The sequence below is a fragment of the Mesorhizobium australicum WSM2073 genome (assembly GCF_000230995.2).
GTDB lineage: Bacteria > Pseudomonadota > Alphaproteobacteria > Rhizobiales > Rhizobiaceae > Mesorhizobium > Mesorhizobium australicum.
Genome location: NC_019973.1, coordinates 4,694,807 through 4,716,335 on the forward strand (window position 1 = coordinate 4,694,807; position 21,529 = coordinate 4,716,335).

Consider the following 21,529-nt stretch of genomic DNA (forward strand, 5'->3'; position numbering starts at 1 on the left):
CATGCAGCGACGATAGGCAAGGCGCTGGCGACAAGCAAAGTGAATTGTTGGTCATGTTGCCGGCAAAGGCGGCGGCAAAGAGGCCACGGCTGAAAGCAGGCCTCTCAGGCAGCTTCGATGAAGCGGATCACGGTCTCGCCATAGTTGCGCTCATCAAGCACGGAAAAGCCCGGGCCTGGCTCGAAGGGAACCACCGCCGTCTCCTCGACCACACAGAGTGCGCCTGGCCGCAGCCAGCCGCCGGCCTGGGCCGACCGCAGGGCTAGCTCGCCAAGGCCCTTGCCATAGGGCGGATCGGCAAAGACCAGGCCGAACGGCGCCAGCGTGCCCGCCTCGCCAAGGCCGGTTGCGTCGCGGCGGAAGATCTTGGTGCGTCCGGTCAGGCCGAAGGCTTCGACATTGTCGCGGATCAGACCACGGCCCTCGGCCGATTCCTCGATGAAGACGCCATAGGATGCCCCGCGCGACAGGGCTTCCAGGCCAAGCGCGCCGGTGCCAGCGAACAGGTCGAGCACGCGCGCGCCGTCCAGTTGCCCGGCAAAGCGATGCGCCAGAACGTTGAAGACGGCCTCGCGGGTGCGATCGGTCGTCGGGCGGATGGCGCTGCTGCGGGGCGTCGCCAGCGGACGCCCGCGAAACTCACCGCCGACGATTCTCATCTTGTCCGGGGGCCCTTGGGGCCGCCGCGCGGCCGCTCGCCGCCACCGGCGCCTCCTGGACGCTCGCCACGCGGCTTGCCGAACGGTTTCGCGCCACCTGGCTTGCCGGCGGGCTTGCCATAAGACGGCTTGAACGAGGCCTTGCGTGCCTTGTTCTCGGCCGCCTTGGCCGCATCGGCCTCCGCCCTGCCCTTGCCGATCGGCCGGGCTCCCGGCGCCATCCAGACATTGGCCTTGCGCTGGCCGGGCGGCTCGATCGGCCGTTGCTCGCGCTCGGGTTTCTTGCCGCCGCCGCGAGGCTTGTCACCGAATCCACCGCGCGGCTTGTCGCCAAAACTTCCACGCGGCTTATCGCCAAAGCCACCGCGCTCCGGTCGCGGACCGCGATCGCCGAAGCTCTTTTCTTGTCTCTCACCCCTGTCGGGGCTCGTCGACAGTTTGCCGAGCGCCTCGTCGCGGCTGCCTTCCCGGCGTTTGCGGTTCTTGATCAGCCCACCCTCGCCGATCGGCCGGCGCTCGCCGTCTCGCGTAAACTTCGGCCGTTCGGGCTCGACTTCTCGGACTTCGGTACGCCGCACCGGCTGATTGGAAAACGGTTTTGTTATCTCGGCGTCGAAATTGGCGCCGGATTCCTCGACCAGGCGCTCGCCGAGCTGGTCGCGCAGCACCCGGCCCTTGATCTCCAGAACATGGCCCTCGGCGAGATCCTCGAGCTGGAACGGACCGTAGGAGATGCGGATCAGCCGCGTGACGTCGAGGCCGAGCGCGCCGAGGATGTTCTTGACTTCACGATTCTTGCCCTCGCGCAGACCGATCGTCAGCCAGGCGTTGGAGCCCTGCTCGCGATCCAAGCTGGCTTCGATGGCGCCGTAGAAGACGCCGTCGACGGCAATGCCTTCGCGCAGGCCGGCGAGCGCGCTTTCCTCGACCTTGCCATGAACGCGCACGCGGTAGCGGCGCAACCAGCCAGTGGCCGGCAGTTCGAGTACGCGCGACAGGCCGCCATCATTGGTCAGCAGCAGCAGGCCTTCGGTGTTGATATCGAGGCGGCCGATGGTCATCAGCCGCGGCAGTTCGGCGGGCAGCACGTCGAAGACAGTCTTGCGCCCTTCCGGATCGCGGTTGGTGGTGACGACGCCGGCCGGCTTGTGGAACAGGAACAGGCGCGTGCGTTCGATCGGCGGGATTTCCATGCCATCGAGATGGATGATGTCATTGGGCATGACGTTGAACGCCGGCGAGGCCAGCACCTTGCCATTGACCTTGACGCGGCCGGCGGCGATCAACTCCTCGGCGTCGCGGCGCGAGGCGAGCCCGGCGCGTGCCAGCCGCTTGGCGATGCGCTCGCCGGCTTCTTCCGTTGCTTCGGCAGGCCGCGAGCGCGGCTTGAAGCCGCCGCCAGACGCGCCTTGCGACCGATCACCGAAATCACGCTTGGGTCTGTCGCCGCCAAAGTCACGCTTTGGACGGTCAGCGAAATCCCGCTTCGGACGATCTCCGAAATCACGCTTGGGACGGTCGAAGCGCTTTTCACCGCCCTCCGCCGATGCAGAAACCGGACGGTCGCCACGCGGCGCGTAGGGCTTGCGTGGTCCCTCCCGCTTTTCATAAGGCTTGCGTTCGCCTTCGGCTGCCATCGGGCGGTCGCCGCGCGGCGCGTAGGGCTTGCGCGTGCCTTCGCGCTTTTCATAAGGCTTGCCTTCGGGGCGCGGTCCCTTGCTGAATGGCCTGTCGCCGCCCTTGAAGTCCCGCTTCGGCCGGTCGCCGTCGGCGGCCATCGGCCGATCGCCACGTGGCGCATAAGGTTTTTTCGCAGCAAAGGACGGCTTCCCGCCCTTGCCGGCACCGCGGCCAGGTGCACCTGCCGATTTCGGGCCACTCCTGCCCGGGCCGGCTTTGCGCGGAGATTTCTTGTCGTTGTCGTCCATGTGGCCTTTGTCCGTTTGCGCTGCTACAGCGTGGCGCATCCGTTCGGCGCGCAACGAACGCTGTAGCACTTTTGATTTGGCGCATGATCATTTCCGAAAATCGAGTCCGATTTTTCGGGTTGATGCGCTCCATAACAGGATCACCGCCGGGTGGCGAGGATATAATGGGAAGACAAACCCCTTGAAGAGGCCGGATTTCATGGCCCTGGCGCTAAAAGAGGCCGAAGCGGCAGCCTTGCGTGGCGAAGTGCCGGTCGGCGCGGTCATCGCCAATGGCGGCGCGGTTATTGCCAGTGCCGGCAACCGCACGCGCGAGCTTGCGGACCCGACGGCCCATGCCGAGATGCTGGTGATCCGTGAAGCCTGCGGCAAACTCTCGAGCGAGCGGCTCACCGGCCACGATCTCTATGTCACGCTGGAGCCCTGCGCCATGTGCGCCGGGGCAATCTCCTTCGCCAGGCTGCGCCGTCTCTATTTTGGCGCGGCCGACGAAAAGGGCGGCGCCGTCGTCAACGGCGTGCGCTTCTTCGCCTCTCCGACCTGCCACCACACGCCCGACATCTATCCGGGCATGGCCGAGACCGAAGCAGGCCTGCTGCTGAAGGATTTTTTCAGGGGACGTCGAGACTGAGCCAAGGCCGCCGCAAGACCTGCGCGACTTGTTCTTACTGCAACCAGTCGAACCAGCCGCCCTTCTTGCCCTCGGCCTTTGCCTTGAGAGCGCGTTCTTTCTTGTACTCGTCTTCGCCGAGTTCGTTCTGCGGCGCGGCATCGGAGGCGACACGGTAGGCCAATGGCGGCTCGCTGAGGTATTTACGCGTGTTCGGATCGCCCTGCTTGCTCTCGGCAAGGCGGCGCTGGATCTCGGCGGCGCGGCCCTTGTCGGAATCGGCGGGTTTCCACGCCGGCGGGTGGCTGGATCCTGATTCCTCCATCGCCCTTTTCACCGAAGCCGGATCCGTCTGCACGTCATCGACGATCTCCGACTGGTAGGCCGGATCATTCTGGTGTGCGGTGGCGTCGGCGCGCAGGCGCGCGCGGCGCTGCTCGGGCGATTCGGGCCAACCGGCGTTTGCCGTCTGGATGCTTTCCTGCGGGGCAGGCAGCGCTTCCTTCTGGCCAGGTGCCGGCTTCACCAGGGTGGGACGCGGCTTGTAGTCGATCGGGTCCTTGCGCTTCGGCGCGAAGGAAACGGCGCCTGTAAGATCGCCGGCCAGTTGCTCGGCGGCGGTCTTGTCGGTGCCGTAGGTCGGAGAGCCCATGCAGCCGGACAAAGCGAGGCCCGATGCGACAAGCGGCGCCAGCAGCGCAAGGCGCGCGTTATATCTTTCGGTCATGCCAAAAAGTCCCACTCTAGACAACCTCTCGATCGCACCGGCCTTGTGTCCGGTCCCCATCGTGCAAGCACTTGCGACGGAAATCCGGCGACAATTTGTCTTCCGGAGTTTCGCGTGTTTACCTCAACCACTCGTTAAGGGCAACGCACGGGCGGGTTTGCACCCGCGCGGCGTGGCATTTGTGCACTTCTTTGGGCGACAGGCACTAGAGCCTTCCCAGCGCTTTCAGTTCGTGCAGCACCGCGGCATCCCGTGCCGAAACATCCGGAAACTCGGAATCCTGCCCGACATCGGCGGTGTAGCGCCAGGAACGCGCGCATTTGACCAAGCCGCGATCCTCCGCTTTCTCGACGACCACGGCAACGCCCTTGACATCATCGAGGGCGAAGGCGGTTCGCGGCGCCTCGCCATGGGCAATGACGAGATCGCTGGTGATGGCCATTTCAGCCATGTCGACGTCCGATATCGCCGCCTCGAGCGCCGCATCGTTGATCGTGACCACGGGGACAGCCTCCAGCGAGGAGCCGATCACCTTCTGGGCACGCGCAATCTCGAGCGCGCCGGTGACGACGCGGCGCACCTGCCTGACCTTGCGCCATTTCTCCGCCAGCGCCTCGTTCCTCCAACCCGCCGGGATTTGCAGGAACTGGTCGAGATGCACCGACATCGCATCGGGATGACGCTCGAGCCACGCCTCCTCCATGGTGAAGGGCAGCATCGGCGCCAGCCATTTCACCAGGCAATCGAAGAGATGGCGCACCACCTGGACCGAGGCCTTGCGCTTCACGCTCCATGGGCCGTCGCAGTAGAGCGCGTCCTTGCGGATATCGAAATAGAAGGCCGACAGCTCGACCACCATGAAATCGAGCAGTGCGCGCGTGATGCGCTTGAACTCGAAGGCGTCGTAGCCCTGGCGTACCACCTCGTCGAGTTCGGCCAGCCGGTGCAGCATCAGCCGCTCAAGCTCCGGCATCGTCTCCAGGGGAACGACCTCACCATCGTCATGGGCGAGCGTGCCCAGCATCCAGCGTATGGTGTTGCGCAGCTTGCGATAGGCGTCGATGTTGGTCTGCAGCACGTTCTTGCCGAGGCGCTGGTCTTCCCAATAGTCGGTCGTCACCACCCAGAGCCGCAGGATATCGGCGCCGGACTGCTTGATCACATCCTGCGGCACGACCGTGTTGCCGAGCGATTTCGACATCTTGCGCCCATCCTCGTCCATGGTGAAGCCATGGGTGACGACGGTGTCGTAAGGCGCCCTGCCCCTGGTGCCGCAACTTTCGAGCAGCGAGGAGTGGAACCAGCCGCGATGCTGGTCGGAGCCTTCGAGATAGACGTCGGCCGGCCACTTCAGGTCGGGCCGGTCTTCCAAGGTGAAGACATGTGTCGAGCCCGAATCGAACCAGACGTCGAGAATGTCCATCACCTGCTTCCATTTGGAGGCATCGTGATTGCCGAGGAAGCGCTCCTTGGCGCCGGGCGCGAACCAGGCGTCGGCGCCTTCCGCCTCGAAGGCGTCCATGATGCGGCGGTTGACGGCCTCATCCTTCAGCACATTGCCATCCTCGTCGGCGAAGACGGCGATCGGCACGCCCCAGGCGCGCTGGCGCGACAGCACCCAGTCCGGGCGCTCCTCGATCATGGCGCGAATGCGGTTCTGGCCGGCGGCCGGGACAAAGCGCGTCTCGTCGATGGCCTTCAGCGCGCGGCCCCGCAGCGTGGTGCCGTCGCCGAGGTCCTTGTCCATGTAGACGAACCATTGCGGCGTGTTGCGGAAGATGACCGGCTTCTTCGAACGCCATGAATGCGGGTAGCTGTGCTTCAGCCGGCCGCGCGCGAACAGCGCATTGCGCTTGATCAGCTCGTCGATGACCGCCTGGTTGGCGTTGCCCTTCTTGCCATTGTCGTCGATGACGCGCGCGGGTCCGCCTTCGCGGTCAGGGCCGAGGCCCGGCGCGTCCTTGGTGAAGAAGCCGGCATCGTCGACGGTGAACGGGATTTCGGTGTCGATGCCACGTTGGCGCAGCGCGGGCGCGGCGTCCATCCAGGCATCAAAGTCCTCCCGGCCATGGCCGGGAGCGGTGTGCACGAAGCCGGTGCCGGCATCGTCGGTGACATGGTCGCCGGCAATCATCGCAACCGGGAATTCATAGCCGCCACCGAGGCCCTTGAAGGGATGCGAAAGCACAAGATTTCCAAGCTGTTCGGCGCTGATGCCGTGAAGACGCTTCAAGATGACCTTGGCCTTGGCCTGGCTTTCCTCTGCCAGCGCATCGGCAAAGATCAGCTTCTCGCCTGGCTGCGGGCCAAACGCATTCTCGGCCGCCGTCACCTCGTAGAGGCCGTAGGCGACACGCGGCGAATAGCTGACGGCGCGATTGCCCGGGATGGTCCACGGCGTCGTCGTCCAGATAACGACATGAGCATCCAGCAGGTCAAGCGACCGACCGCTCAGGTCCGGATCGAGCTCCGCCGGCTGCCCGTCCACCACACTGGCGACGACGAGATTGGCCACCGGAAACTTCGCCCAGATCGTGTCTGACTCGTAGTCCTGGTACTCGATCTCGGCCTCGGCGAGCGCAGTCCGCTCGACGACGCTCCACATCACCGGCTTCGAACCACGGTAGAGCTGGCCGGACATGGCGAACTTCAACAATTCACCGGCGATGCGCGACTCGGCGTGGAAGGCCATGGTCGTATAAGGGTTCTTGAAGTCGCCGATGACACCGAGACGCTGGAACTCTCCACCCTGCACCGAGATCCAGTGCGCGGCGAATTCACGGCATTCCTGGCGGAATTCGTTGACCGGCACCTCGTCCTTGTTCTTGCCCTTGGCGCGGTATTGTTCCTCGATCTTCCATTCGATCGGCAGGCCGTGACAGTCCCAGCCGGGCACATAGTTCGAGTCATAGCCGCGCATCTGGAATGAGCGGGTGATAACGTCCTTGAGGATCTTGTTCAGCGCGTGGCCGATATGGATGTTCCCGTTGGCGTAGGGCGGGCCGTCATGCAGCACGTATTTTGTACGCCCCGCCGCGCTCTCGCGCAGCTTGCGGTAGAGGTCCATGTCCTGCCAGCGCTTGACCAGCACCGGCTCCTTCTCGGGCAGGCCGGCGCGCATCGGAAACTCCGTCTGCGGCAGATAAAGGGTCTTCGAATAGTCGATCGTCGATTGGGTTTCGTCGGTCATTGGTCTGCCATGTGCATGCCGGGCCACGTGGCTTGCGGCGTGAAACTCTATTTTACACGCATGCCGTTCCCAAAAACGGGGCCCACTCGGGGCGACATGCTTTGATGATCTGGAAAAGCGCGAGAGGCCGCGCGCAATATTCCCGGCGGCTCCTACAGCCTTCAGGCTGCTGGGAACACCGGGCTGGTAATTCGTATCGTCGGCGCGTGAAGGCGCAAAAAGCTCGTCATTGCTGGGCTTTTAGCGGAGAAGAGCGCAGGAATAAAGCGTCTCGTTCGATTCGCTTACATCTTGAAGTCGAAGCGGTAGGTGGTCGACACGCCGACCATGAACTGGTTGCGGTCGCCACGTTCCCTGACCAGGCTGGAATCGGCGGCCGGACCCTCCAGGCGCGAATATTCGCCAAACAGGCTGGCAGTCATCGGATCGGTCACCTTCCAGGTCACCGCGCCACCGAGGCCGACGGATTTCAGGCCGCCGCCGGGATTGTACTGGCTCAGGCCCGAGGCCACGGCTTCCTGCGCGTTGACACCGTAATAGGCATCGAAATAGTTCGCCGAGGCGAACGACACGCGCGGGCCACCCGAGATCCTGACGGTTGGCGTCAGGTCGTAGAAAGCATCAGCGGCGATGTCGGCGACAAAGCCGTTATGGGCTCGGATGCCATGCCGCAATTCCGCGCGCGCGCGCATCCAGTCCGTCGGATAGAATTCGAAGAAGCCGCCGACCTCGCCGCCCCAGCGGACCGGGTCGAGCCCCCTGAGCTCGTCGGCATCGCCGTCGTCGCGCGAGAACAGGAACTTGCCGGTCAGGCCTGCACGGACGCCGCCGTCGTCGACAAGCGCCAGCGAAATATTGTCGTTGCGTGAGGTGAAGCGAGCCGCAGGGCCGGCCTTGCCCAGCGAAATGATGGGCTGGGCGCTCAGCATGTATTTCTTGCCGCCTTCGAAATTGGGCGCCACCAGGCCGGTCGCGCCGACCGTCAGATACCAGTCGCCGGACAGCCAGCCGAAAGCGCCATCACCGGCTTCGGCCGCGCCTGACATGGCGAGCACGACAGTAGCCACGGCTACAGAAATCTTCCCGACCTGACTCATGGTCACTCCACTAACACGATACAACTGCCCTGCGGCGACAGCTTTGACGAGGCTTTGGTAAAATTTGATTTAAGGGCGAGACATCCAGCGCGCATTGCCTGCACCATCGCGCCCGCCATCGGCTGGACGCGGGTCGGCGCCGAGGGTAACCTCCCTGCATGCTGGCGGTCCTCTATGGAGGTGGCGACATGACCTTGCACGGCGATACTCTGAAGAACGCGATCGGCCGGACGCGTGACAAATGGGGATGGTTCGTCGGTCTGGGCGTGGTGCTGCTGATCCTCGGCGGTGTAGCCTTCGGCAATCTGTTCATCGCCACGGTGGCTTCCGTCTACGTTGTCGGATGGCTGATGCTGGTGGCCGGCATCATCGAGATCATGCATGCTTTCGGGGTCAAGACCTGGGGCCGCTTCTTCTACTGGCTGCTCAGCGGACTGCTTTATGCGGTCGCAGGGTTCTTCGCTTTCGACAATCCGCTGCTCGCCTCGGCGGTGCTGACCTTCCTGCTGGCCATCGCGCTCGTAGCTTCCGGCGCGCTGCGGGCCTGGGTCGGCTACAGCCACCGTCCGGAGCGCGGCTGGGGCTGGATTGTCGCGGCGGGCGTCATCAGCGTGCTCGCGGGCCTGATCATCGCCATGGGCTGGCCGGTCAACAGCCTGTGGGTGCTCGGACTGTTCCTGGCGATCGACCTGATCTTCCAGGGCTGGACCTTCATCGCCGTCGGTCTTGCGTTGAAGAAATAGGAACTCGTTCCCCCTTTCGGGATCATGCTTCAGAACGCCACCGCGGCGTCCAGGCCGGAGAGTGGCTTGACGCCGCCAAGCAGCGCGCGGGCCTCGACTTCATCGCGCTTCATCTGCACGACCAGTGCGTCGAGCCCGTCGAACTTGATCTCGCTGCGCAGGAAGCCGAAGAACGACACCTCGCAAGTCTCGCCATAGAGATCGCCGGAAAAGTCGAAGACGAAGGTTTCCAGGAGCGGCGCGCCATTGTCGTCGACGGTCGGGCGGCGGCCAAAGCTGGCGACGCCGTCGTGCAGCGTACCGTCCGCGCGACGGAAGCGGACGGCGTAGATCCCTTCTTTGAGCGTGGCTTCCGCCGGAAGCCTCATATTGGCTGTGGGAAAGCCGAGCGTTCGCCCGAGCTGCTGGCCGCCGACAACCTCGCTTTCCACCGTAAAGCGATAGCCAAGCAGACCGGCGGCCTCGGCCACCTCGCCCTTGCAAAGCAAGGCACGGATGCGGCTCGACGAAACCACCTCGGCGCCTTCGTCGCGAAAGGCGTCGACGAGGGTGACTCCGAAGCCATGGCGCTCGCCGGCAGCCATCAGATAAGCCGGCCCGCCCTGGCGGTCCTTGCCGAAATGGAAATCGAAACCGGTCACGGCGTGGGTAATGCCCAGCGCCCTCTCCAGCACATCGGTGACGAAGGCTTCCGCCGACAGCGAGGCGAAGTCGCGCGTGAACGGCTGTTCGACGAGCGCGGCAAAGCCCAGCAGCGACAGGAGGTGCGCCTTCATCGGCGGCGGCGTCAGCACGAAAAGCGGCAGATCAGGCCTGAAAACCGTTCGCGGGTGCGGTTCAAAGGTCAGCACCAGGGCCGGTACGCCACGCCGCACGGCCTCCGCCAATGCCCGTTCGAGCACGGATTGATGGCCGCGGTGGACGCCATCGAAATTGCCGATCGCGACCACGCCCCCTCGCAGATCGGCGGGCAGCGGCGCGGTTGTCGTAAGATGCTGGAACGCGACCATTGCCACCTACTGCAGTCTTGCGATCACGGCCACCGGACGATAGCCGTGCCGCTCCAGGAAGAGCCCGAGCTTTGCCGGATCCGGCCGGGATGGATCGCCATAGTCGCGGGCATGAATGCCGCCAGAGACATAGAGGACGTCGAAACCATTGTCGGCAGCGCCCTTGACGTCGGTCATCATGCCGTCGCCGATTGCCAGTATTCGCGAACGCTCAACCGACCGGCCGAGGATCTCGGCCACCTCCTTCATCGCGGCCTCGTAAATCGGCGCGTAGGGTTTTCCGGCGATCAGCGTGCGACCGCCGAGCTGCGCGTAGTCGCGCGCGAGCGCGCCGGCGCACCAGATGATCCGTTCGCCGCGTTCCACCATGATATCGGGATTGGCGCAGATGAACGGCAGGTTCCTGGCGCGCAACCGGCGCAGCAGTTCCGTATAGTCATCGGGTTTTTCGACCTCGTCGTCGAACAGCCCGGTGCACACGACGCCGGTGGCCTCGAACTCCTCGACGAGTTCGACATCGAGGCCGTCATAAAGGGTCAGATCGCGGTCGGCGCCGATGTGGAAGACCTTGCGCGGGCCTTCCGCGATCAGATCACGGGTCACGTCGCCCGAGGTCACCACACGGTCATAGGCTGATGGCGGGACGCCGATCACGCTCATCTGCGCCACGACATCGGCGCTGCGGCGCGGCGAATTGGTGATCAGAACGACAGGAGTGCCGTCCGCCCTTGCCGCCGCCAGCGCAGCCGCGGCAGCCGGAAAATGCCACTCGCCATTGTGCACGACCCCCCAGACATCGCAAAGAATTGCCGAATAGGCTTTCGAGACGTCTTCGAGCGAGCCGACGATTTCAGGCGAATCCGCCATGCCGTTTCCTTCAGTATCGTTGCGGTTACAGCGGCCGACGGTTCCCCGCGGCCGGTTCGAATTATCCGAACCGGCCCATGCTGTCACCAGCTTTCGCCTTGATCGGCGCGAATTGCGGCGCAAGCCGCGGCCTTGATTGGTTAGCGGTTGGTGAAGCGCCGACCAAGCAATAGAGCGGTTTCCCAAACCCGTCCTTCAGCGTTTTGTGGAAAGTTGGCGCCGGCCGAGAATCCGTCGGCGGGGGCCGCTGCAAGCATGTTTGAAATCTGGCGTCAGTTCCGCCGCGACAGGCGCGGCAACTATGCTCTCATGACGGCTGTGGCGATGGTGCCGCTGATGGGCGGCCTGGCGATCGCGGTCGATTTCACGGAAATGAACCGTGAAAAGCAGATGGTGATGAACGCGCTCGACGCCGCCAACTTCGCCACGGCCCGCCGGCTGACGGAAGGCGCCACCGACGATCAGCTGAGAGCCTACGCGCTCGACTTTTTCAACGCCAATTTGAACGACATCGATCCCGCCAGCGCGACGCTCAACGTCACCTTGCCGAGCAACACCAGTGGCGGCGGCCTGCTGACCATGACCGCCCAACTTAATTACAAACCCTATTTCTACCCCGCCTTCGCCCAGTTCGTCGGCAAATCGGCGACCGATGCCAACCAGAGGCTCAGCTTCAACGTCACCTCGCAAGTCCGGCTGAAGAACACGCTGGAGGTTGCCTTGGTGCTCGACAATTCCGGATCGATGGTCACGCCCGGCACCGGCTCAGGACAAATGCGCATCGATCTGCTCAAAACAGCGGCCAAGCAACTGGTCGACACGCTTGCCCAGCAGGCCGCGATGATCAAGCAGGTCGACAGGCCGGTGCAATTCGGCCTCGTGCCCTTTGCCGCCTCCGTCAATGTCGGCCCCGGCAACGGCAACGCCTCGTGGATGGACACCGAGGGTCTGTCGCCGGTATCGAACGAGAATTTCGACTGGTCGACGCTGAACGGGGCCAACAAATACGCCCAGCAGACCAACGGCATCTGGTACAAGCGCGGCACCGGCTGGGGAACAGAGGAAGGCCAGATGCTGACCCGGTTTTCGCTTTATCGCGACATGAAGGTCGTCACCAACCACGAGCGTATCGTCAATAGCAAGCGCGTGGTCTGCGACGCATACAATTCGAACAACACCTGCAAAAGCAGCCACAACGAATATGACTATGTCGATTCCTACGGTCCGTTCGCCAGTTGGCAAGGCTGCGTCGAGGCACGGCCCTACCCTTACAATATCAACGACGCCACGCCGTCCGGTGGCTCGGCCAACACCGGCATCGGCGTCGGCGATCCGGCAACGATGTTCGTGCCGATGTTCGCGCCCGACGAACCCGGCAATCACTGGAAACTCACCCAGGACCCCGACGAGGCCGCACCGGTAACTTATGGAGCCATCAACAGCTGGTGGAACGACGATCCATCGAGCAGCAGCGGCCAATCGCGGCTGCGCAACATGGCCAAATATTTCCAGCCGCGGCCGATCGATGCGCCGGCGCTGCCTGCCGGCAACGGGCCGAATTACAGCTGCACCACCAACCCGATCACGCCGCTGACCGATGTCAGCGTCGCCGACGGGCTCACCTCGATCAAGTCGGCGATCGACCTGATGCAGCCGAATGGCGGCACCAATGTTCCCGAGGGCATGGCCTGGGGCTGGCGGGTGGTCTCGAGCGGAGAGCCGTTCACGCAAGGGCGCCCGGAAACCGAAAGAGGCAACGACAAGGTGGTGATCGTGCTGACCGACGGCGCCAACACCTATTATACGCCATCCTCGCTGGGCTATTCCGACCCCGCCAATTCGAAATCGACCTACGCCTCCTTCGGCTACCTCAACCCCGGCTACAACGGCACCTCGGTCGGACGCCTGTTCATGGGCACATCGAGCGCCATCGGTCAGTTCGACTATTCGAACGGCAACTACACCAATGCCCTCAACGAGCAGATAGCCACGCTCTGCAACAACGCCAAGGCAGCCAACATCATGGTAATGACGGTGGCGCTCGACCTGTCGACGACCAGGGCCAGCGACAAGCTGGCGATCGATGCGCTGAAATCCTGCTCGTCGAATTCACGCTTCCGCAAGGATGCGACCGATCCGAGCAAACCGGCGAAGCTGTTCTGGAATGCGACCGGCGCCAGCCTGGCAAACGATTTCAAGGAAATCGGCAACGAGCTGTCGAACCTGCGCGTGGTCGGCTAACCCGAGTTCGTTCCACTGGCGCAACGCCCGGCGCCGTCAAGCCCTTGCGGGCGCCTGCCGTGGCAGGCACAGATTGGCCGTTCGCATGGTCTCTCATCCATCGCGGCAGGCTGGGGAACGAACAATGCCCGATACCGCCAACCATCTCGCCTTCGCGCTGGTCTGCCTCGGCATGGTGCTGACGCCGGGTCCGAACATGATCTATCTGATCTCGCGCTCACTGTCGCAAGGGCCCAAGGCCGGACTGATCTCGCTTGGCGGCGTTGCTGTCGGATTCCTGTTCTACGTGCTGTCGGCCGCGTTCGGCATCACGGCGCTGCTGATCGCGGTGCCCTATGCCTATGATGTGCTGCGCTTTGCCGGCGTACTCTACCTCTTGTGGCTGGCCTGGCAGGCCGTAAAACCGGGCGGACGCTCGCCATTCCAGGTGCGCGACCTGCCGAAGGACCGGCCGCGCAAGCTGTTCGCCATGGGATTGATGACCAATCTGCTCAATCCCAAGGTGGCCGTTCTCTATCTGTCGCTGCTGCCGCAGTTCATCAGCCCCGGCAAGGGCCATGTCCTGTCGCAGCTTCTGGTGCTGGGCGCGACGCAGATATCGATCAGCCTCAGCGTCAACGCCGTCATCGCGCTGACGGCCGGCTCGATCGCCACCTTCCTCGCCGGACGCCCGCTGTGGCTGGTCATCCAGCGCTGGATGATGGGAACCGTGCTGACGGCGCTGGCGCTGAAGATGGCGACTGACGCGCAGCGCTGAAGCGTCACATCGGCCGGCGCGGCGGCCGGATCTGGGCCGGCTCGACCACCTTGCGGTAGAGATGCCAGGTCGCGTGGCCGAGGATCGGCATGACGACGGCGAGACCGGCAAACAGCGGGATCGAGCCGATCACCAGCAGCACCGCGACGATGAGGCCCCATAGCGCCATCTGCAGCGGATTTGCCATGACCGCGCGCGCCGAGGTCTCTATCGCCGAAACGGCGCCGACATCCCGATCGAGCAGAAGCGGAAAAGCAACGACCGTGGTCGCCAGCACAACCACCGCGAAGACCAGGCCGGCCGCGTTGCCGAGAAGGATCAGCCTCCAGCCCTTGCTGGTCGTCAGCACATCGCGCAGGAAGGCCCCGACCGAAGCCGGCGGCTCGCCGCCGAAAAGGCTGGTGTAGATCGACTGCGCCGTGAACAGCCACAACAGGAACAGCGCGAACAGCATGATTCCGATAACCGCTATCGAGGGCAGCGCCGATGAATGGCGAACATCGAGCGCATGCCGCCAGTTGGTGTTCATGCCGAGCTCGCGCCGGCGGCTGATCTCATAGAGTCCGATCGCGGCGAACGGCCCGACCAGGGCAAAGCCCGACATCAAGGGATAGACGAGCTGGATGGCATTGGAGCCGGACGTCCACTGCGTCAGGATCAGGCCGGCGACCGGATAGATCAGGCACAGGAACACGTAATGCGAGGGCTTGGCCCAGAAGTCCTCGGCGCCAAGCCTGAGCGCGTCCCAGAGGTCCGCCGTGGAAATGCGGCGGACCGCTGGTTGCACATGCATCCCGTACGCGTCCGCCATGACATGAAAGCCGGCCATAACCTTCCTCCGTTTTTCTCGGGGGGCGGTCACCGCCTAGGGTGGCTGCCCGTAGCTGCCACTTGAAGAACGCTCGCATGATAGCCGATCTTCCCGGGATTGTCGCCGCGTCTCATAAGGTTTGCTGAGCGGTCATCGTCTGGCGAACCACTGAGTTCATTTTAGAATCCATGCATTTTAGCTATTGCTTAAATTACTCGTAGAGACCCACAGCGTATCACCTGAGCTTTACAAACGTTGGCGAGGGGCGATGTTCACGTTGAAGGGCTTCTGGTCTTGCGAACGCGGCAATTTCGCCATGGCGACCGCCGTAGCCTTGCTGCCGATAATGGCTGTCGTCGCCGGCACCCTCGACCTGACGGGCACGAGCGATGACGCCGCGCAACTGCAGAACTCGCTGGACGCGGCTGGCCTTGCCGTCGGCACCAAATACCTGCCCAGCATGAGCGCGAACGATGTCCAGGGGCTTGGGCTGACATTCTTCGCAGCCAATTTGAGCATTGCCGACCAGCAGGAGTATTCAGACAGCGTTTCCGCCTTTTCGGCCACCGCCAGCGGCGATCCGAGCGCCTATTACATCTCGCTGTCGTCCGGCATCAACCGTCCGAGCTTCATCAATGGCGCTGGCCCCTGGCCAGCTCACCGGTCGGCGACGGTCAAGATGCACCCGGGCGCCCAGGCCTGCGTGCTGGCGCTCGATCCGCATGCGTCGGCGGCGGTGAGCCTGCAAGGCTCGACCGATGTCGCCATGAGCAACTGCGTGATCGCGGCAAACTCGGACGCCTCCGATGCCGTCAGCAGGGGCGGTTCCGCGCAGGTCTCGGCGGGCTGCGTATCGGCCGTCGGTGGCACTTCCGGGCTTTCTCCGCCCGCTGCCAACCTCACCTGCGGCACGCCGCTCGAACATCAATATGCGTCCTTCGATCCCCTGGCCGACATCGTCCCTCCCCCCTACACACTTTGCCTGCCGGTGCCGAACGGCAAAACCTACACGCTGTCGCCCGGCACCTATTGCGACAAGACATTGTCAGGAAACATCACGTTCAACCCGGGCGTCTACATCTTGCGCGGCGTCACCCTGAAGCCGGGCGGGAATGGCAGCCTGAGCGGCCAGGGCGTAACCATATTCCTCACGGAAGGGGCACAGATCATCATAAATGCCAATGAAAAGGTGAACCTTTCCCCGCCCACCAGCGGACCTTACGCCGGCATCACCATCTTCCAGAGCCGCGGGAACGTTTCGGCCTTGACCCTGAATGGCGGCGCAAATTCCGTGATCAGCGGATTCGTCTATGCGCCTGACGCGGCCGTTTCGTTTGCCGGCAATTCGGACATGAGTGGTCAGGGGGACTGCCTGAGGCTTGTTGGCTTGACCGTGCAGATGACAGGCAACTCTTCCATCAAGACCGACTGCACGGCGGTGTTCGGAAATCGAGAGATGTACTCCAGCCGCCTCATCACGCTTGTGAACTAGGGGCCGCTTCGATCGAGATTTTTCACCGCCTGCCCGGCAAAAGCCATGATCGGGACCGAGTCAGGCACGCATGACCACTTCGAAAATAGATTGCGACCAGATCGCGAACTTGAACAGGCGCAGCGGGCTCAAGGCGGCTGGGCTCAAGGCGGCTGGCCTGGCGGCCTTGCTTGGGCTTGCCGCCTGCAGCACCGTCTCGCTGCCGACAGGGCAAGGCGCCGGGGTTTCCTCCTCGGCAACCGGCACGCTGGCAAGCCTGCGCGCCACGGCCGGGCGCGGCCCGCTGACCCCGGACGCGCAGTTGGAGCAAGCAGCATTGCAGCAGGCCGGCTACATGGCGCAGCGTGAAAACATGAGCCACACCACCGGCTGGGGCAAGGATTTCGCCTCGCGCATGAGGGACAATGGCGTACACGGTGCCGCGGCCGAGAACATCGCGGCCGGCCGCTTCGACGAACAGAAGCTGTTCGATATCTGGATGCACTCGCAGGGACACCGGCGCAACATACTCGATCCGGACTTCAGCCGCTTCGGACTTGCCTATGTCCGTGACGGCCGCGACCCCAACCTGCGCTACTGGTCGCTGGTGCTCGGCAGGTAGCAAAGACATCGCCGGCAGCGGACATCCGCTGACGAGCAGCCGCTACATCAATCCATATGAGCGGCAGGCGCGCCGCCGGCCGGCGCTGTTTTCGGCTTGCGCAGCAGGAAAACGAACGGGATGGCGGCCAGCGTCATGATCATCAGGATTTTGAAGTCGTTGACGTAGGAGATCATCATCGCCTGCAGATTGACCATGCGGTCGACCTGCGACAGTGCCGTCGGGTCGCCGCCGGCGGCCGCCGGCGAGACCGCCCAGAGATTGGGATTGAAGGGGTTGATGAAGGTTGAAAGCTCGGCGTGGTTGATCTGCGTGTTGCGCACCAGCAGCACGGTCACGACCGACACGCCGATCGACGAGCCAAGATTTCGCACCAGGCTGAACAGCGAGGTTGCATCGGTGCGGTAGCGGGCGTCGAGCGTGGCGAAGGCAACCGTCGACAGCGGCACGAACACCATGCCCATGCCGAGGCCCTGGATCACGCCGGAGCTGAGGATCAGCCAGTTGTCCATTTGCGGGGTGAAGCTTGCCATGGTGTAGAGCGACTGCGCGGTCAGGAGGAAACCGATGACGACGAGAATCCTGGCATCGACCTTGCCCATGATGCGCCCGACGACGAGCATCGAAATCATGGTGCCGACACCGCGCGGCCCGATGACGATGCCGATGGTGACCGTCGGATAGCCGAAGATAGTCGACAGCATCGGCGGCAGCAGCGACATCGAGGCCAGGATCAGCACGCCCATGACGAAGATGAACGCCAGCCCGGTGACGAAATTGCGATCGAGGAAAATCTTCGGATCGATAAACGGATGTTCCGATGTCATCGTGTGGATGATGAACACCCAGAAGCCGGTGAGCGAAAGACCGAGCTCGATCCAGATCTCGACCGAGGAAAACCAGTCAACCTCGCCACCGCGATCGAGCATCAGCTGCAGGGCGCCGACGCCGAGCGATATCATGGCAAAGCCGAAGAAATCAAAGCTGCGCACCCGCCGAGCGACCGCCGGCAGATAGGCCGCCATGCCAAGAAAGGCGACGATGCCGACCGGCAGGTTGATGAAGAACACCCAGCGCCAGTTGAAATTCTCGGTCAGCCAGCCGCCGAGCGTGGGGCCGAGGATCGGTCCCAGCATGATGCCGGCGCCCCATATGGCCATCGCCTGACCATGGCGCTCCTTGGGGTTGATGTCGAGCAGGAAGGTCTGCGACAGCGGCACGATCGCGGCGCCGAACACACCTTGCATCAGCCGGAAAAGCACGATGGTTTCCAGGCTCCACGCCAGGCCGCACAACATCGAGAAGATGGTGAAGCCGACCACCGCCGTCAGGAACAGTTCCTTGCGGCCGAAACGGTCGGCGAGCCAGCCGGTGACAGGCGTCATGATGGCGGCGGCGACGATGTAGGAGGTCAGCACCCAGTTGATGTTGTCGGGCGAGGCGCCGAGATCGCCGGTCATGGTCGGCAGCGCGACGTTGGCGATGGTGGTGTCGAGCGCCTGCATGATCGTCGCCAGCATGAGCGCGACCGTGATCAGGCCACGATGCGGCACTTCTTTGAATGGCTCGGACGTGCTCATGGCGCAGAACTTCCAGAAGGTAACAGAAACGTGTACAACGGGTTTCCGGGCGGCAAAGCCTTCCGTTGAGAGACCTTCGTCGCGGTGGGACGCGATTATCGATGTGGGGGTTACATCGACTGAAAGTCTCTGATGAGCGGATGCCTGCCGCCCGGAAACCTGAGGACCGACAGGTCCGTGTCGAAGATTTCAAATTTTGGACGGCTGCCACGCGGCTCGGCCCAAACGCTGATCCTTCCCACCCTCCCGTCAGACCAATCCTTCAACTCGCTTTCACCCGCCTGGTCTCCGCGGGCTTCTGCCGACTACTTCGCGGGCTCGCCGGCCGTAGCGTGACCGAAAATCGACGGCCAGCCACGCGCGACGCCCGTATCGACCGTAACAGAGGCGCTCATGCCGGTGCGCAGCGCCATCTTGGCGTCGGGGTCGGTCAGTTCCAGGCGCACCGGGATGCGTTGGGTGACCTTGACCCAGTTGCCGGTGGCGTTCTGGGCGGGCAGCAGCGAGAAGTCCGCGCCGGTGCCGGCACCGATAGCCCTGACCGTCGCCTCGAAGGTCCTGCCCGGGTAGGTATCGACCACGATCTCCGCCTTCTGGCCCGGCTTCATGTTGGTCAGTTGGGTTTCCTTGAAATTGGCGTCGACCCAGGTGTCGCCGGTCTCGACCAGCGCAAACAATGGTGTGCCAGAGCCGACATATTGGCCGACCTTGAAGGACGCGGCTTGATAGACGACACCATCGGCAGGCGCCTTCACGGTGGTCTGCTCCAGATCATAGGCAGCCTTGTCGCGCGCCGCGAGCGCCGACATCACCGTCGGATGCTTGTCGGTTTCGATGTCGGGGTTGCCGCCGAGTGCCGCCTTGGCGCTGATGATGCCTTGCTCGGCAACAGCCAGTTGCTGCCTGGCTTTGTCGAGATCGTTCTTGGCCTGATCCAGCGACGACTTGGCGTTGATGCCCTTCTGGGCAAGATCGGCGGCGCGATCGAATTGCGACTGCGCATAGTCGACCTCGCTGGCAGCGGACTTCTGCTGCGACAGCGCCTGGCTATAGGCCGCGCGCAACTGCTCGACATTGAGGCGCGCGGTAGCAACCGCGGCGTCCGCCTGGGCGAGCGCGATCCGGTAGGGCTCGGGGTCGATGGCGAACAGGAGATCGCCCTGCTTGACCGTCTGGTTGTCCGTTATGGCGACCTGGACGATACGACCGGCCGTATCAGAGGCGATCGACACCTTGGCCTGCTGCAGATTGGCATTTTCCGTTTCCTGGTAGCGCCCGCCGGTCACCCAGACATAGCCGCCGCCGATGATCAATGCCGCCGGCAAGGCGAACATCAAGAAGAAGCGGCCGAAGCGGCGCTTCTTCTTCGGCGCCGGCGCGGGTTGCACGGGAGGAGCGACCGCGACCGGGGCTGATGCCGGCTGGACCGGCGCTTCCATCTCCACCTTGGGAGCGTTTTCTTCTACCTTGGCTACCGCGTTCATGCTGCCGCACCTTCCGCACTCTTGATCTTTTCAAGCGACGAAGCTTCGCTGTCCGTCAGATTTTGCACGATTACATCCAGCGCCCGGATCAGGATGCGCCGGTCTTCCGGCGAAACGCCGCTGAGCGATTCCTCATAGACCTCGCCAGCAAGGCTCTTGACGTCCGCATAGGCCGCATTCGCCTTCTCGGTCGGGAAGATCATGCGCACGCGCCGGTCGGTCGCGTCGGAGCGGCGTTCGATCCAGCCGCCCTCCTCCATCCGATCGACCAGGCGTGAAACGCTGATCGGCTCGATTTCGAGCAGTTCGGCGAGCCGCGCCTGTGCAACGCCCGCCTCCTTGGCAACGCGGACCAGAAGCCGCCATTGCGCCGAAGACAGGCCGAGCCCGCTGGCGCGCGCCTCGAAGCGCTTGCGCATCAGGCGTTGCACGTCGTGGATCAAAAATCCCAATCTATCGATGCCATCTGAAACCATGAGCGATACATATAATAAGCGTGCTTACTATTCAAGATGCCACTTCGCTATGAAAGCCGGCAAATGCGGATGGCGGAAACAGGCGTGTGGTCAATCGCTGTCGCGCGCGACCAGTTCCAGCGGCCAGACCTCCCTGATGGTCTGCGGCCCCGTGGGCCCGGCGAAAGCCGGCAGCGAGGCGAGCAGGATTTCGCCGAGCCGCCGTCCCATCGGCTCCAATGCCGGGCGGAAAGCGGTCAGCGCCGGGGAGAAATAGCGGCAGAGCGGCGTATCGACGATGACCATCACCGCGATGCCCTGACCGGGCATGATCCCCATCTCGGCAAGCGCCTTGCAGCCGCCGAGCGCCATCGCGTCATTGTTGAAGATGATCGCTGTCGGCGGATCCTTCGAGCGCATGACTTGCGGCGTCACCGCGTAGCCGCCGGCTTCGTTGATGAAGCCGTCGGCGATCAGCTCGGGATCGATGTGGATGCCGTGCCGCCGCAGCGCCTTGCGATAGCCGTCAAGAAACAGATAGCCGAAAGTGAGGTCGAGTGACGGCCGGATGGCGGCGATGCGGCGGTGGCCGCGTGCAACCAGGCGGTCGACTGCGTCGGCGCCCGCCTTCTCGAAATCGAGGTCGAGCGAGGGATAGGTCTCGTCACCGGACTGGCTTCGGCCAAGCGTCGCAAAGGGAAAGCCGGCCCTGCTGAGATAGTCGATGCGATCGTCCTCACGCCGGGTCCAGGCCAGCAGCACGGCATCGGCGCGGCGTGTCTCGACGACCCGTCGCAGGCGCTCCTGCTGATAGTCGGCGGGCGCGCCCATGACGATGATCAGGTCGAGCCCGTGCTCGGCCAGTGCCGCTTGCAACCCGCTCAGGAACGGAATGAAAAACGGCTCGCCATATTGCTGATCACCCGGGTGGGGCTGCAGCATGAACGCGACGGCATGCGTGGTGCCCCGGCGCAGGTTCCTGCCCGACTGGTTGGGTGAATAGTTGAGTAGGCGCGCCGCATCGAGCACGCGCTGCCGCGTCTCGGCATTGACATCGGCGCGCCCATTGAGCGCCCGCGACACCGTGCCGATCGAAATATTCAAATGACGCGCAAGATCGTGAATGCTGGATGCCAAGACCAATCCCCTTCCGTTCCCGCTAACATTAGCGGACCTTGCGGCCAAGGCCACTCAGACGAACGGCCCACAAATCCGGTTGACATTCTACGCCTTCGGGTGTGTCATCGTAAACGTTTACGGAAGAACCGTGAATGCCA

18 protein-coding genes are annotated in these 21,529 nt (G+C 63.6%); 6 read left to right on the forward strand and 12 right to left on the reverse strand.

The window, feature by feature from the left end:
* Window positions 1-104 precede the first annotated feature (104 nt).
* A complete protein-coding gene (gene rsmD, locus MESAU_RS22670) occupies window positions 105-659 on the reverse strand; it encodes a 16S rRNA (guanine(966)-N(2))-methyltransferase RsmD (protein WP_015318357.1) in 555 nt (184 codons plus the stop codon).
* Window positions 656-2,587: a pseudouridine synthase gene (locus MESAU_RS22675; RefSeq protein WP_015318358.1), complete on the reverse strand. Its 1,932-nt coding sequence runs from the start codon at window positions 2,585-2,587 to the stop codon at window positions 656-658. The genes rsmD and MESAU_RS22675 overlap by 4 nt, the downstream gene beginning before the upstream one ends.
* Before the next feature lie 181 nt (window positions 2,588-2,768).
* Here MESAU_RS22675 and MESAU_RS22680 point away from each other — a divergent pair, with 181 nt between their 5' ends.
* Complete coding sequence (locus tag MESAU_RS22680) at window positions 2,769-3,218, forward strand: nucleoside deaminase (RefSeq protein ID WP_041163474.1); 450 nt, start codon at window positions 2,769-2,771, stop codon at window positions 3,216-3,218.
* 34 nt (window positions 3,219-3,252) lie between these two features.
* Here MESAU_RS22680 and MESAU_RS22685 read toward each other — a convergent pair whose 3' ends face one another.
* From MESAU_RS22685 to MESAU_RS22695, 3 genes are all read right to left on the reverse strand, one after another.
* Window positions 3,253-3,924, reverse strand: a complete 672-nt coding sequence (locus MESAU_RS22685; protein ID WP_015318360.1) for a metal ABC transporter substrate-binding protein — start codon at window positions 3,922-3,924, stop codon at window positions 3,253-3,255.
* Window positions 3,925-4,129: 205 nt separating this feature from the next.
* The gene (gene ileS / locus MESAU_RS22690) at window positions 4,130-7,114 is read right to left on the reverse strand and encodes an isoleucine--tRNA ligase (protein ID WP_015318361.1); all 2,985 of its coding nucleotides are present in this window, start codon (window positions 7,112-7,114) and stop codon (window positions 4,130-4,132) included.
* A 284-nt stretch (window positions 7,115-7,398) separates the two neighbouring features.
* Window positions 7,399-8,211, reverse strand: coding sequence for a MipA/OmpV family protein (locus MESAU_RS22695; RefSeq protein ID WP_015318362.1), 813 nt, complete (start codon window positions 8,209-8,211; stop codon window positions 7,399-7,401).
* A gap of 188 nt (window positions 8,212-8,399) precedes the next feature.
* Here MESAU_RS22695 and MESAU_RS22700 point away from each other — a divergent pair, with 188 nt between their 5' ends.
* The gene (locus MESAU_RS22700; protein ID WP_015318363.1) at window positions 8,400-8,954 is read left to right on the forward strand and encodes an HdeD family acid-resistance protein; all 555 of its coding nucleotides are present in this window, start codon (window positions 8,400-8,402) and stop codon (window positions 8,952-8,954) included.
* 29 nt (window positions 8,955-8,983) lie between these two features.
* On the opposite strand, the gene MESAU_RS22705 is transcribed toward MESAU_RS22700, so the two are convergent.
* Window positions 8,984-9,964 (reverse strand): bifunctional riboflavin kinase/FAD synthetase, encoded by a 981-nt coding sequence (locus MESAU_RS22705; protein ID WP_015318364.1) that lies wholly within the window; start codon window positions 9,962-9,964, stop codon window positions 8,984-8,986.
* A gap of 6 nt (window positions 9,965-9,970) precedes the next feature.
* Window positions 9,971-10,831 (reverse strand): TIGR01459 family HAD-type hydrolase, encoded by an 861-nt coding sequence (locus MESAU_RS22710; RefSeq protein ID WP_015318365.1) that lies wholly within the window; start codon window positions 10,829-10,831, stop codon window positions 9,971-9,973.
* Between the two features lie 255 nt (window positions 10,832-11,086).
* Here MESAU_RS22710 and MESAU_RS22715 point away from each other — a divergent pair, with 255 nt between their 5' ends.
* Complete coding sequence (locus tag MESAU_RS22715) at window positions 11,087-13,072, forward strand: TadE/TadG family type IV pilus assembly protein (RefSeq protein WP_015318366.1); 1,986 nt, start codon at window positions 11,087-11,089, stop codon at window positions 13,070-13,072.
* A 124-nt stretch (window positions 13,073-13,196) separates the two neighbouring features.
* Window positions 13,197-13,829, forward strand: coding sequence for a LysE family translocator (locus MESAU_RS22720; RefSeq protein ID WP_015318367.1), 633 nt, complete (start codon window positions 13,197-13,199; stop codon window positions 13,827-13,829).
* A gap of 4 nt (window positions 13,830-13,833) precedes the next feature.
* On the opposite strand, the gene MESAU_RS22725 is transcribed toward MESAU_RS22720, so the two are convergent.
* Complete coding sequence (locus MESAU_RS22725; protein ID WP_015318368.1) at window positions 13,834-14,658, reverse strand: DUF2189 domain-containing protein; 825 nt, start codon at window positions 14,656-14,658, stop codon at window positions 13,834-13,836.
* 250 nt (window positions 14,659-14,908) lie between these two features.
* Here MESAU_RS22725 and MESAU_RS22730 point away from each other — a divergent pair, with 250 nt between their 5' ends.
* Entirely contained in the window at window positions 14,909-16,132 is a 1,224-nt protein-coding gene (locus MESAU_RS22730) for a TadE/TadG family type IV pilus assembly protein (RefSeq protein WP_015318369.1), read from the forward strand.
* 70 nt (window positions 16,133-16,202) lie between these two features.
* On the forward strand, window positions 16,203-16,733 hold the full coding sequence (locus tag MESAU_RS22735) for a CAP domain-containing protein (RefSeq protein WP_015318370.1): 531 nt from the start codon (window positions 16,203-16,205) through the stop codon (window positions 16,731-16,733).
* A gap of 47 nt (window positions 16,734-16,780) precedes the next feature.
* Here MESAU_RS22735 and MESAU_RS22740 read toward each other — a convergent pair whose 3' ends face one another.
* The 4 genes from MESAU_RS22740 to MESAU_RS22755 all read right to left on the reverse strand — a co-directional run bounded on the left by MESAU_RS22740 (window position 16,781) and on the right by MESAU_RS22755 (window position 21,389).
* Window positions 16,781-18,313 (reverse strand): DHA2 family efflux MFS transporter permease subunit, encoded by a 1,533-nt coding sequence (locus MESAU_RS22740; protein ID WP_015318371.1) that lies wholly within the window; start codon window positions 18,311-18,313, stop codon window positions 16,781-16,783.
* A gap of 305 nt (window positions 18,314-18,618) precedes the next feature.
* A complete protein-coding gene (locus MESAU_RS22745; RefSeq protein WP_015318372.1) occupies window positions 18,619-19,797 on the reverse strand; it encodes an HlyD family secretion protein in 1,179 nt (392 codons plus the stop codon).
* On the reverse strand, window positions 19,794-20,273 hold the full coding sequence (locus tag MESAU_RS22750) for a MarR family winged helix-turn-helix transcriptional regulator (RefSeq protein WP_015318373.1): 480 nt from the start codon (window positions 20,271-20,273) through the stop codon (window positions 19,794-19,796). Before MESAU_RS22750 ends, MESAU_RS22745 begins: the two co-directional genes overlap by 4 nt.
* 90 nt (window positions 20,274-20,363) lie before the next feature.
* Window positions 20,364-21,389, reverse strand: coding sequence for a LacI family DNA-binding transcriptional regulator (locus MESAU_RS22755; protein ID WP_015318374.1), 1,026 nt, complete (start codon window positions 21,387-21,389; stop codon window positions 20,364-20,366).
* Window positions 21,390-21,529 lie beyond the last annotated feature (140 nt).